Raw genomic sequence first — 12739 nt, 5'->3', positions numbered from 1 at the left:
GTGACCGACATCATGGGCGAGATCACCGCGGCCAGCCAGGAGCAGACCTCCGGCATCGAGCAGATCAACCAGGCGATCACCCAGATGGACCAGGTCACGCAGCAGAACGCGGCGCTGGTCGAAGAGGCTTCCGCCGCGGCCCAGTCGCTTCAGGAACAGGCCGACAGCCTCGTGCGCGCAGTCAGCACATTCAAGCTCGACGCACAAGAGGAAGCCCTGCCGGCCTGAAGATCCATGCGTACGCGTATCAGTCCCAGGCGAGCCCTGCGCATCGGCGCGCGCTTTGCCATCCTGTTGCTCCTCCTGGTCATCGCGCTGAGCCTCGGCTTCCAGGCGGGTGCCGGCTACGAGTGGGCGCAACAGACTGTGTTGGTGCTCGGCGTGGCGGCCCTGCTTACCGCGATCGCCATCGTCTGGCTCGTCATGCGTTCGGTCACCCGTTCGACCCATGACGCGGCCAAGGTGTCGGACCGGCTCGACCGGCTGCTCGAGCACGTCAACACGAAGATTTCCGAAAAAAACCTCTCCCCATGAACTCGTTTCTCAATCTCAAGATCGGCACGCGCCTCGGCGCGGGCTTTGCCGCAGTGCTTCTTCTCCTGGCCGGCATCGCGGTCCTCGGTCTCAATGCGATGACCGACATCCAGACGCGGCTGAACGGCATCGTCACCGGCAACAACGTCAAGGTGGCCTCGGTCAACAAGATGGTGGACGCGATCCGCGACATCGCCATCCTCGACAGCAACCTGATCCTCCTGACCGAAGATGGCGCGATGCGCGAGGAGATGAAGAAGATCGCCGCTGCGCGCGATCGCTTCACCACGAGCCGCGCCGTGCTGGAGAAGCTGCTGACGACCGCCGAAGGCAAGGCGCTCCTTGCACGTATCGACGAGAAGGTGGCCGTGCTGGTGCCCTTGAACGCGCGCCTCAGCGAGCTGGGCCTGCAGAACAACAACGAAGAGGCGACATCGCTCTTCATCTCGAAGTTCCAACCCGCGGTGAGGTCTGTGCTCGCAGAACTCGATGCGATGGCCGAACATCAGGAAAAGCGTTCGCAGGAAGCCAACGACGAAGCCGCCGCGGGCTACGCATGGTCGCGCAACCTCATGCTGGCGCTGGGCTGCCTTGCAGTTCTCATCGGTGCGGCCATCGCATGGCTCATCACGCGCTCCATCACCCGCCCCATCGGCCAGGCCGTGCAGGTGGCCGAGAAGGTCGCGGCGGGCGACATCAGTTCGCGCATCGAGGTGGCGTCCAAGGACGAGACGGGCCGGCTGATGCATGCCCTCAAGGAGATGAACGAAAGCCTCGTGAAGATCGTCAGCGAGGTGCGCACCGGCACGGACACGATCGCGACGGCGTCGAGCCAGATTGCCTCGGGCAATCAGGATCTTTCGTCGCGTACGGAAGAGCAGGCGAGTTCGCTGGAGCAGACGGCGGCGTCGATGGAAGAACTGACCTCGACCGTCAAGCAGAACGCGGACAACGCGCGTCAAGCCAATCAGCTGGCGGTGTCGGCCTCCGAAGTTGCGGTCAAGGGCGGCAGCGTGGTTTCCCAGGTGGTCGACACCATGGGCTCGATCAATGCGTCGTCCAAGAAGATCGTCGACATCATCGGCGTGATCGATGGCATCGCGTTCCAGACGAACATCCTCGCACTGAACGCTGCCGTTGAAGCAGCCCGAGCAGGCGAGCAGGGCCGTGGCTTCGCAGTTGTCGCTTCGGAAGTCCGCAGCCTGGCCCAACGCTCCGCTGCAGCAGCCAAGGAGATCAAGACCCTGATCGGCGACTCGGTCGAGAAGGTCGAGGAGGGCAGCAAGCAGGTTGAAGAAGCTGGTCGCACGATGGACGAAATCGTCGGCAGCGTGAAGCGCGTGACCGACATCATGGGCGAGATCACTGCGGCCAGCCAAGAACAAACGTCGGGCATCGAGCAGATCAACCAGGCAATCACGCAGATGGACCAGGTCACGCAGCAGAATGCGGCTTTGGTCGAAGAGGCTTCCGCAGCGGCCCAGTCGCTGCAGGAGCAGGCCGGCAGCCTGGTGCGCGCGGTCAGCATCTTCAAGCTCGACACGAATGCCGTTGCCACCGTGCGCCCCGGGTTCACGCGCATCACGCCGATCCCCAAGCCGGCCAAGCCTGCACCGAAGCCGCCTGCCCAGGCCCTGCCGACGCGCAAGCAGCCCTCTGCCGCGCCACAACTCGCCATGGCCGGCGACGACAAAGGTGACTGGACGGAGTTCTGAGTTAACAAATTGAAGGTCCGAGATTCCGAGGCCGATAACGGTGTGACGGTGTTGCGCATCGCGCAAGCATGGGTGCCGTCCCCTGTCATCAGTAGAGGAAGTATGAAATTCAAGGACCTGAGAATCAGCACCCGCCTGGGCCTGGGCTTTGCGGTGATGCTGTTGCTTGTGGCCTGCATGGCCGGCATCGGGCTGTGGAGGCTCGCCCACGTGAGCCAGGCCACCGAGAGGATGATGACGCAGGCGTTGACGAAGGAGCGCCTGGCCGGCGAATGGCAGAGCACTCTCAGGTCGAACTCGGTCGCCACCATCGCCATGATCAAGGCGCCGGATACCAGGCTCGAAGCCTATTTCGCCAAGCTCCAGTCGACCGGCATGGAGCGCATCTCGTCGGTTCAGAAGGAGTTCCAGTCGAAGCTGAGCACGCCCGAGGAGAAAGCGCTCTACGAACAGGTCATGGTCGCGCGAACCAAGGTGCGCGAGATCGTGACGAACTTGACCATGCTCAAGGACCGGGGCCAGATCGAAGAAGCGCAGAAGATGGTCGACACCACTTTCTCCGAGGCGCTGGCCGCCTATGGCAGCGCAGTCGACAAGGTGGACCAGCACCAGCACGACGAGATCGACGCGGCTGCCCGCGACATCGCCGAAGACTATTTTTCAGGCCGGATCATGCTTCTGTCGCTGGCTGCGGTTGCCGTCGTGCTGGGCGCGCTCTTCGCCTGGCGACTGAGTGCGGGCATCGTGCGACCCCTGCGCCATGCAGTCGAAGCGGCGGAGACCGTGGCCTCCGGCGACCTGCGCGTGGACATCCGCGTTGAAAACCGCGACGAGGTCGGCCAGCTCATGCAGGCGCTGAAGGACATGAACACGAGCCTCGCCAAGGTGGTCGGCGAAGTCCGCCTCGGCACGGACACGATCGCGACGGCTTCGAGCCAGATCGCGTCCGGCACCCAGGACCTGTCGTCGCGCACCGAAGAGCAGGCGAGCTCGCTTGAGCAGACCGCCGCCTCGATGGAGGAACTGACCTCGACAGTCAAGCAGAACGCCGACAGCGCTCGGCAGGCCAACCAGCTCGCCGTCTTCGCCTCCGAAGTCGCCACGAAGGGCGGCATGGTGGTGTCGCAAGTGGTGGACACCATGGGCTCGATCAATGCGTCGTCCAGGAAGATCGTCGACATCATCGGCGTGATCGATGGCATCGCGTTCCAGACCAACATCCTTGCGCTCAATGCTGCCGTTGAAGCAGCCCGAGCAGGCGAGCAGGGCCGCGGCTTTGCAGTCGTCGCCTCGGAAGTGCGCAGCCTGGCCCAACGCTCCGCTGCAGCAGCCAAGGAGATCAAGACCCTGATCGGCGACTCGGTCGAGAAGGTCGAGGAAGGCAGCAAGCAGGTCGAGGAAGCCGGCCGCACCATGGACGAAATCGTCGGCAGCGTGAAGCGTGTGACCGACATCATGGGCGAGATCACCGCAGCGAGCCAGGAACAAACGTCGGGCATCGAGCAGATCAACCAGGCGATCACGCAGATGGACCAGGTGACGCAGCAGAACGCTGCACTGGTCGAAGAGGCGTCCGCAGCGGCCCAGTCGCTGCAGGAGCAGGCCGGCAGCCTCGTGCAGACCGTGGGCATCTTCAAGCTGGACCCCGCTGCCGGTGCCATGCGGCGCCCCGGCTTCAGCCCGATCGCTCCCATTGCGAAGCCCACGAAGCCGGCAAAGGCGATCTCCCCGCGCGGCGAGAAGGGAGGCAATCCCATGCACCAGTTGGTCATGAGCGGCGCCGATGGTAACGAATGGACCACTTTCTGATGACAAAGGGCTCAACTCTGGCGCGTACCTGCCGATATCAGAACGACGGTGCTGGCGCATCCATCGAATGCGGCGGCGCGGTCTCACGCTAGAGAAGGAAGAAAGAGGTATGAGCTTGAAGGATCTGACAAACGGCATTCGTCCGGGTGCGGGCATCGCGGCGGCACTGCCGCCGATGGCCCTGATCCCGGGCATCGAGCGGATCAATCAGGCGATCGCGCAGATGGACCTGGTCGCGCAGCAGCGCCCGGCCCTGGCCTGAAGAAGGACGAACGGACCATGCGCGTCAATCTTCCCGTCACCGGCATCGAGTACGAACTGTCGCCGGACGCCGCCCTGGTGTCCCGCACCGACCTGAAGGGTCGCATCACCTACGTCAACCCGGCTTTCGTCGAGGCTAGCGGCTTCACCGCGGCAGAGCTCATGGGCAAGGCGCACAACATCGTGCGCCACCCCGACGTGCCGCCCGAGGCCTTCGCCGACCTGTGGCAGACGCTGGGGCAAGGGCTTCCCTGGACCGGCCTCATCAAGAATCGCCGCAAGAACGGCGACTTCTACTGGGTGCTGGCCAACGTCACGCCCATCCGCCGAGACGGCCGCACGCAAGGCTACATGTCCGTGCGCAGCAAGCCCGGGCGCGCCGAAGTGGCCGAAGCCGAGGCGCTTTACGCCCGCATCCGTGAAGGCCGCGCCAAGGACATCGAGCTGCTGCAGGGCGAAGTGATCTCGCGCGGCTGGAAGGACCCGCTGGCCCGGTTGCGCCGCATTCCCGTACGCCAGCGCGTCTTCGGCGTCACCGGCCTGGGGGCGCTGTTGTCGCTGGGCCTGGGTGTCCTCGGCTGGATGGAGGCGTCGCGGCTGGTCGCATCGGCCGGCGCGCAGAGCTGGCTGCCGGGTGCCATGGCCGCCGGAGGCGCGGGCTTCGCGCTGGCCTGGCTGGGCCTGGGCCAGTTCCTGGTCCGCACCGTGTTCCGGCCGCTCGACGAAGCGGTGCACGTGGCGCGTGCCATCGCGGGCGGCGACCTCGTGCGCTTCGACGTGCGGCGCGGCGACGAGATCACCGGGCTGCTGCGCGCGCTGAACCAGATGAGCGCGAACCTGTTCGCCATCGTCGCGGACGTGGGCGCCAATGTCACAGGCGTGATGTCGGCGTCGAGCCAGATCGCATCGGGCAACCAGGACCTGTCTTCTCGCACCGAACAGCAGGCGAGTTCGCTGGAGCAGACGGCGGCCTCGATGGAAGAACTGACCTCGACCGTCAAGCAGAACGCGGACAACGCTCGACAGGCGAACCAACTGGCGGTGTCGGCTTCTGAAGTCGCAGTCAAGGGCGGCAGCGTCGTCTCGCAGGTTGTCGACACCATGGGCTCGATCAATGCCTCGTCCAAGAAGATCGTCGACATCATCGGCGTGATCGATGGCATCGCGTTCCAGACCAACATCCTTGCGCTCAATGCTGCAGTAGAGGCAGCCCGAGCAGGCGAGCAGGGCCGTGGCTTTGCAGTTGTCGCCTCCGAAGTGCGCAGCCTCGCCCAACGTTCTGCTTCGGCCGCTAAAGAGATCAAGACCCTGATCGGCGACTCGGTGGAGAAGGTCGAAGAGGGCAGCAAACAGGTCGAAGAGGCCGGCCGCACGATGGAAGAGATCGTGGGCAGCGTGAAGCGGGTGACCGACATCATGGGCGAGATCACCGCGGCCAGCCAGGAACAAACGTCGGGCATCGAGCAGATCAACCAGGCCATTACCCAGATGGACCAGGTGACGCAGCAGAACGCCGCTCTGGTCGAAGAGGCTTCCGCCGCAGCCCAGTCATTGCAGGAACAGGCCGATGGCCTGGTGAAAGCCGTGCGCGTCTTCAGGGCCGAGGCCGCCGAGGCCGTGGCGGAACCCGCCTGAAGAAACCACGCAACCCCATTCAAACCGGAGAAGAAAAGATGCTGAACAAGGCAAGAGATCCCATGCAACAAGCCGCCTCGGGCTCTTCCGCCGCCGGCGTGAGCCGCCTGGAGGTGGTGACCTTCAAGCTGGGCGATGAAGAGTACGGGATAGACATCCAGAAGGTGCAGGAGCTGCGCGGGTACGACGCGGTGACGCGGATCGCGAACGCGCCGGAATACATCAAGGGGGTGGTGAACCTGCGGGGGATCATTGTTCCGATCATCGACATGCGCATCAAGTTCAAGCTTGGGGAGCCGACGTACGACCAGTTCACGGTGGTGATCGTGCTGAACATCGGCGGGCGTGTGGTGGGGATGGTGGTGGACAGCGTGTCGGACGTGATCACGCTGACGGGCGAGCAGATCAAGCCGGCGCCGGAGATGGGCTCGGTGCTGGACGCGGACTACCTGATCGGGCTGGGCACGCTGGACGAGCGGATGCTGATCCTGGTGGACATCGACCGGCTCATGTCCAGCGAGGAGATGGGCCTGGTCGAAGCCGCCGCCGTGGCCTGAACGCGGCGCAGCCGCCCCACCCTTCACCTCCAACTCCTGCACCATGAACCTGCTCTCCAACCTCCGAATCGGCAAACGGCTGGCACTGGCTTTCGCCATCGTCCTCGGCCTGACCGTGGTTTCTACCGCCATCGCCCTGGTATCGGCGCGCAACAGCGCGGAGGCGACGCGGGTCATGATGCGCAGCCCGCTCGCGAAGGAACGGCTCATCTCCGACTGGTACGTGCTGACCTATTCGGCCATCGCCCGCACCTCGATGATCGCCCGCACCACCGACGAGAGCCTGCCGGTGGTCTTCGCCGACGTCATCTCCGACAGCGTGAAGAAGGGCAGCGAGACCATCGCCAAGGTCGAGAAGCTGCTGGTGACGGACGAGGAGAAGGCCATCCTCAAGTCCATCATCGAGCTGCGCGCGAAGTACCAGGCCGCGAAGGACGACGTGGGCAAGGCCAAGGCCGGCGGCGACACGGTGGCGACCGCACGCGTCTTCAAGGAAGTCTTCCAGCCGGCGGCCAAGGCCTATGAAAGCCGCGTGCTGGACCTGCTGTCGCTGGAGCGCAAGGCCATCGACGACATGAGCGAGGCCATCGACGCAGCGAACACCCGCAGCTTCGACCTGCAGTTGCTGCTGACCGTGCTGATCGTGGTCAGCGGCGGCGTCTTCGCCTATTTCATCTCGCGCAGCATCGTGCGGCCCCTGGCGCGCGCGGTGGAAGTCGCCGAGACCGTCGCCTCGGGCGACCTGAGCGCCAACATCGAGGTGCAGGGCCGGGACGAGACCGGCCAACTCATGCTGGCGCTGCGGAACATGAACGAAAGCCTTGCCAAGGTGGTGGGCGAGGTGCGTGAAGGAACCGAAACCATCGCGACGGCTTCGAGCCAGATCGCATCGGGCAACCAGGACCTGTCTTCTCGCACCGAACAGCAGGCGAGCTCACTGGAGCAGACGGCGGCCTCGATGGAAGAACTGACATCGACGGTGAAGCAGAACGCGGACAACGCGCGTCAGGCGAACCAGCTGGCGGTGTCTGCCTCCGAAGTCGCGGTCAAGGGCGGCAGCGTCGTGTCCCAGGTGGTCGACACCATGGGCTCGATCAATGCCTCGTCCAAGAAGATCGTCGACATCATCGGCGTGATCGACGGCATCGCCTTCCAGACGAACATCCTTGCGCTCAATGCTGCCGTCGAAGCAGCCCGAGCAGGCGAGCAGGGCCGTGGCTTTGCAGTCGTCGCCTCCGAAGTCCGCAGCCTGGCCCAACGCTCCGCAGCAGCAGCCAAGGAGATCAAGACCCTGATCGGCGACTCGGTCGAGAAGGTCGAGGAAGGCAGCAAGCAGGTCGAGGAAGCCGGCCGCACGATGGAAGAGATCGTCGGCAGCGTGAAGCGTGTGACCGACATCATGGGCGAGATCACCGCGGCCAGCCAGGAGCAGACCTCCGGCATCGAGCAGATCAACCAGGCCATTACCCAGATGGACCAGGTCACGCAGCAGAACGCCGCGCTGGTCGAAGAGGCTTCAGCAGCGGCCCAGTCGCTGAGGGAGCAGGCAGGAAGCCTGTCGCAGGTGGTCGGCGTGTTCCGACTGGGTGGCAGGCAGGCCGTCGACGAGGCCCATCGGCTGGACTTCGCTGCATCGGCAGCTTGAGAAAACTTGGAAGGCAAGACAATGCAGTGGTTCCAGAATCTTCGCGTCACCGTCCGGCTGATCCTCAGCTTCCTGGTGGTCGCGGCAATCGGCGCAGCAGTGAGCGCGCTCGGCATCTTCCACATGGGGCGCATCAGCGCGTCGACCGAGGCGCTCTATGCGAACGAGCTGCGCGCGGTGCAGGCCGTGCAGGAGGCCAACATCCGCCTGCTGTACGCCAGCCGCGCCCAGGTGACGCTGCTGTCGGCCGGCACGCTGGGAGAGCGCAATACGGGCGCGAACGAGGTCAAGGCGTCGATGGACGGGCTCGCTGCGCGTGCCGCCGAGGTCAAGTCTTTCTTCGGTGAAACCGAGGAGGGCGCAAAGCTCTTCGGCCAGTTCGAGGGGCTGGTCGGGCCGCTGACGGCGCACATGAACGACTTCGTGACCCTGCTGAAGAAGCAGCCGCTGGACAGCACCCAGTTCGACAGCCAGGTGAGCGAGGAGACCGCGCGCCTGCTGAAGGAGTCGCGCGGGCTCGAGGAAGTGCTGCAGCGCATGGTCGCCTACAGCAAGGATCACGCGCGCGAGCGTGCCGAACTGGCCGACGCAACCTACAAGACCTCGCGCGTGACGATGCTCGGGCTGGCGCTGGCCGGCATCGTGGTCAGCGTCGGCCTGGGCCTGCTGGTGGCGCGCCTGATGGGCCGGCAACTCGGCGGCGAGCCGCAGTACGCAGCCGACGTGGTGGGCCGCATCGCCGACGGCGACCTGTCGCTGACGATCGAGGCCGACACAGTGCGTGACGGCAGCCTGTTGCACTCCATCCAGAAGATGCAGTCGCAACTGACGTCGATCGTGCTGGAGATCAAGGATTCGAGCGACACGATCGCGACGGCGTCGGCGCAGATCGCATCGGGCAACCAGGATCTCTCTTCTCGCACCGAACAGCAGGCGAGCTCACTCGAGCAGACGGCGGCCTCGATGGAAGAACTGACCTCGACCGTCAAGCAGAACGCTGACAACGCCCGCCAAGCCAACCAGCTGGCAGTGTCGGCCTCCGAAGTCGCTGTCAAGGGCGGCAGCGTGGTTTCCCAGGTGGTCGACACCATGGGCTCTATCAATGCCTCGTCCAAGAAGATCGTCGACATCATCGGCGTGATCGATGGCATCGCATTCCAGACGAACATCCTTGCACTGAACGCCGCCGTGGAAGCAGCTCGCGCAGGTGAGCAGGGCCGCGGCTTTGCAGTCGTCGCCTCCGAAGTGCGCAGCCTGGCCCAACGCTCCGCTGCAGCCGCCAAGGAGATCAAGACCCTGATCGGCGACTCCGTCGAGAAGGTCGAAGAAGGCAGCAAGCAGGTCGAGGAGGCCGGCCGCACCATGGACGAAATCGTCGGCAGCGTGAAGCGCGTGACCGACATCATGGGCGAGATCACCGCGGCCAGCCAGGAGCAGACCTCCGGCATCGAGCAGATCAACCAGGCGATCACGCAGATGGACCAGGTGACGCAGCAGAACGCCGCGCTGGTCGAGGAGGCTTCCGCCGCGGCCCAGTCCCTGCAGGAGCAGGCTGGCAGCCTGGTGCGCGCGGTCAGCATCTTCAAGCTCGATGCAAGCGGCAAGCACGTCGCGTCCCGCACGCAGGCTGAAAGTTTACCTGCGGCCTATGCCGAAGAACCGTCGCTGCCCAGACCGCAACAGCTGGCCGTGGCCGGCGGCGGTGAGTGGCGAGAGTTCTGACTCGCACGCACCTGATAACACACACATAGCGTCTCGGCCCTCGCGGCCCCCAAGGAAAGATCATCAAAGCCTTCTACAACCTCAGGATCGCGACCAAGCTGCTCGTGGCCTTCGTCGCGGTTCTCCTGCTCACGGCATGCCTGGGCGTGATCTCGATGCTGCAGCTCTCCAAGGTCCACCAGACATCGACGGACCTCTCGACCAACTGGCTGCCCGCCACGCGTTCGCTGCTGGAGCTCAAGGGCATGGTCTCGAACTTCCGCTCCCAGGAGATGGCGCACGCACTCTCGGGCTCGTTCAACGAAATGGCCGCCTACGAGAAGGCGATGGACGAATCGTGGGCGGCGCTGCAGAAGAAGCGCACCGAGTACGCGGGGCTCATCTCGGAACCCGAGGAGCGCGAGGTCTTCCCGGTATTCGAGAAACTTCTCGCGCAATACGAACTGGAGCACAGGAAGATCGTCGCCGTGTCCCACACCCAGGACACCGACCAGGCCAGCAACATGATCCGCGGCAAGTCGCAGCAGCTCAGCAACGAGATGAATGCGGCGCTCGACAAGCTGACGAAGGTGAACCTGGGGGGCGCCGTCCGCGCGGGCGAGACTGCCGACGCCGTCCACCAGGAGGCCAGGCTCTGGGTGCTGGGCCTGCTCGTGGGCAGCATCGCGCTGGGCCTGGGCCTGGCGCTGTGGATCGCTCGCATCGTCTCCCGTCCCCTGGAGGAGGCGGTGAAGGTGGCGCAATCGGTGGCCGGTGGCGACCTCACCAGCCGCATCGAGGCCCGCACGACGGACGAGACCGGGCAACTGCTCGAGGCGCTGAAGGGCATGAACGACAGCCTCGTGAAGATCGTCAGCGAGGTTCGTACCGGCACGGACACGATCGCGACGGCGTCAAGCCAGATCGCATCGGGCAACCAGGATCTTTCATCGCGTACGGAAGAGCAGGCGAGTTCGCTGGAGCAGACGGCTGCGTCGATGGAAGAACTGACCTCGACGGTCAAGCAGAACGCGGACAACGCTCGTCAAGCCAACCAGCTGGCGGTTTCGGCCTCCGAAGTCGCGGTCAAGGGCGGCAGCGTGGTTTCCCAGGTGGTCGACACCATGGGCTCGATCAATGCCTCGTCCAAGAAGATCGTCGACATCATCGGCGTGATCGACGGCATCGCATTCCAGACCAACATCCTCGCACTGAACGCTGCCGTCGAAGCAGCCCGAGCAGGCGAGCAGGGCCGCGGCTTTGCAGTCGTGGCTTCGGAAGTCCGCAGCCTGGCCCAACGCTCCGCTGCAGCAGCCAAGGAGATCAAGACCCTGATCGGCGACTCCGTCGAGAAGGTCGAAGAGGGCAGCAAGCAGGTCGAAGAAGCTGGTCGCACCATGGACGAAATCGTTGGCAGCGTGAAGCGCGTGACGGACATCATGGGCGAGATCACCGCGGCCAGCCAGGAACAAACGTCGGGCATCGAGCAGATCAACCAGGCGATCACGCAGATGGACCAGGTCACGCAGCAGAACGCGGCGCTGGTCGAAGAGGCTTCCGCCGCAGCCCAGTCGCTGCAGGAGCAGGCCGGCAGCCTCGTCAAGTCCGTGAGCATCTTCAAGCTCGACGCCAACGCCGTCGCCGCCGTGCGCCCCGGGTTCACGCGCATCACGCCGATCCCCAAGCCGGCCAGGCCCGCGGCGAAGCGGCCAGCCAAGGCCCTGCCGACCCGCAAGGAGCCCGCTGCTTCCCCGCAACTCGCCATGGCCGGTGACGCCAAGGGCGACTGGACCGAATTCTGAAACCACGTAGGAGGAGTCGATGAGTCTGAAGAACCTGAAAATCGGAACCCGCCTGGGCCTCGGCTTCGCGGCCGTGCTGCTCCTGATGGCGGCCATCGCGGCCACCGGCATGCTGCGGCTGGCCAGCGTGGGCGCGGCGACCGAGGACATGATGCAGCGCGCGCTGGTCAAGGAGCGTCTGGCCGCCCAGTGGTCCGTGCTGCTGGGGCCGGCGGTCGCCAATTCCTTCGCGATGGTCAAGGCGACGGATCCCAAGGCGGTGGCCTACTTCGAGAAGGCGCGTGCCGACAAGTCCGCGCAGATCAATCCGGTGCAGAAGAAGCTCGAGGAGATGCTGACCTCGCCCGAGGAGAAGAAGCTGTATTCCGCCATCGCCGAACCGCGCAGCGTGGTGCTGACCGTCATCGGCAACATCAACAAGCTCAAGGCCGAAGGCAAGGACGAGGAAGCCGCGGTGATGGCCGATACGCAGTTCGCCTCTGCGCTTGCCGTCTATGAGGAAGCCGTCGCCAAGCTCGCCGCCTTCCAGCGCGAGCGCATCGACGAGTTGGCCAAGGGCATCGATCGGGACCACCAGAGCGGCGAGAAGCTCCTGCTGGCGCTTTCGATCGTTGCACTGGTGCTGGGCGCCTTGCTCTCCTGGCGCCTGACCGTGGGCATCGTCCGCCCGCTGGGCCATGCGGTTGAAGTGGCCGAAACGGTGGCGGCGGGCGACCTGAGCGCCAACATCACGGTCGAGAGCCGTGACGAGACCGGCAAGCTGATGCACGCGCTGCGCGAGATGAATGCGAGCCTTGCGAAGGTGGTGGGCGAAGTGCGCACCGGCACCGAGACCATCGCGACGGCGTCGGCGCAGATCGCATCGGGCAATCAGGATCTTTCGTCGCGTACGGAAGAGCAGGCGAGCTCGCTGGAGCAGACGGCGGCCTCGATGGAAGAGCTGACCTCGACCGTCAAGCAGAACGCGGACAACGCGCGTCAGGCGAATCAGCTGGCGGTGTCGGCCTCCGAAGTTGCGGTCAAGGGCGGCAGCGTGGTTTCCCAGGTGGTCGACACCATGGGCTCGATCAATGCGTCGTC

The 12739-nt window shown here is 64.9% G+C and carries 10 protein-coding genes and 1 pseudogene; all 11 read left to right on the top strand.

The genetic code is table 11. The annotated features are described in order from the left end of the window. Positions 1-228, top strand: a pseudogene (locus tag G369_RS0134980) (methyl-accepting chemotaxis protein); the annotation flags it as partial. A 6-nt stretch (positions 229-234) separates the two neighbouring features. Further along, positions 235-534 carry a hypothetical protein gene (locus G369_RS0134975; RefSeq protein ID WP_019656711.1) on the top strand — a complete coding sequence of 100 codons (300 nt, stop codon included), beginning with the start codon at positions 235-237 and terminating at the stop codon, positions 532-534. Continuing rightward, positions 531-2249: a methyl-accepting chemotaxis protein gene (locus G369_RS0134970; RefSeq protein WP_019658725.1), complete on the top strand. Its 1719-nt coding sequence runs from the start codon at positions 531-533 to the stop codon at positions 2247-2249. The genes G369_RS0134975 and G369_RS0134970 overlap by 4 nt, the downstream gene beginning before the upstream one ends. 102 nt (positions 2250-2351) lie before the next feature. Then, positions 2352-4058, top strand: coding sequence for a methyl-accepting chemotaxis protein (locus G369_RS0134965; protein WP_019658724.1), 1707 nt, complete (start codon positions 2352-2354; stop codon positions 4056-4058). A 109-nt stretch (positions 4059-4167) separates the two neighbouring features. After that, positions 4168-4320, top strand: a complete 153-nt coding sequence (locus tag G369_RS38975) for a hypothetical protein (RefSeq protein ID WP_020723476.1) — start codon at positions 4168-4170, stop codon at positions 4318-4320. A 17-nt stretch (positions 4321-4337) separates the two neighbouring features. Further along, on the top strand, positions 4338-5954 hold the full coding sequence (locus G369_RS39770) for a methyl-accepting chemotaxis protein (protein ID WP_019658722.1): 1617 nt from the start codon (positions 4338-4340) through the stop codon (positions 5952-5954). A gap of 62 nt (positions 5955-6016) precedes the next feature. Further along, positions 6017-6511, top strand: a complete 495-nt coding sequence (locus G369_RS0134950) for a chemotaxis protein CheW (protein ID WP_051127698.1) — start codon at positions 6017-6019, stop codon at positions 6509-6511. A gap of 43 nt (positions 6512-6554) precedes the next feature. Beyond that, on the top strand, positions 6555-8156 hold the full coding sequence (locus tag G369_RS0134945) for a methyl-accepting chemotaxis protein (RefSeq protein WP_019658720.1): 1602 nt from the start codon (positions 6555-6557) through the stop codon (positions 8154-8156). A gap of 21 nt (positions 8157-8177) precedes the next feature. Continuing rightward, on the top strand, positions 8178-9878 hold the full coding sequence (locus G369_RS0134940) for a methyl-accepting chemotaxis protein (protein WP_019658719.1): 1701 nt from the start codon (positions 8178-8180) through the stop codon (positions 9876-9878). A gap of 62 nt (positions 9879-9940) precedes the next feature. After that, positions 9941-11659, top strand: a complete 1719-nt coding sequence (locus tag G369_RS0134935) for a methyl-accepting chemotaxis protein (RefSeq protein ID WP_026346882.1) — start codon at positions 9941-9943, stop codon at positions 11657-11659. A gap of 19 nt (positions 11660-11678) precedes the next feature. After that, on the top strand, positions 11679-12739 hold a 1061-nt coding region (locus tag G369_RS39765), incomplete at its 3' end, for an MCP four helix bundle domain-containing protein (protein ID WP_019658717.1).

The organism is Variovorax atrisoli 110B (assembly GCF_000382045.1).
GTDB lineage: Bacteria > Pseudomonadota > Gammaproteobacteria > Burkholderiales > Burkholderiaceae_C > Variovorax > Variovorax atrisoli.
Note: the sequence above shows the minus strand (reverse complement) of the source record. Positions and strands in the feature narration are given on the sequence as shown.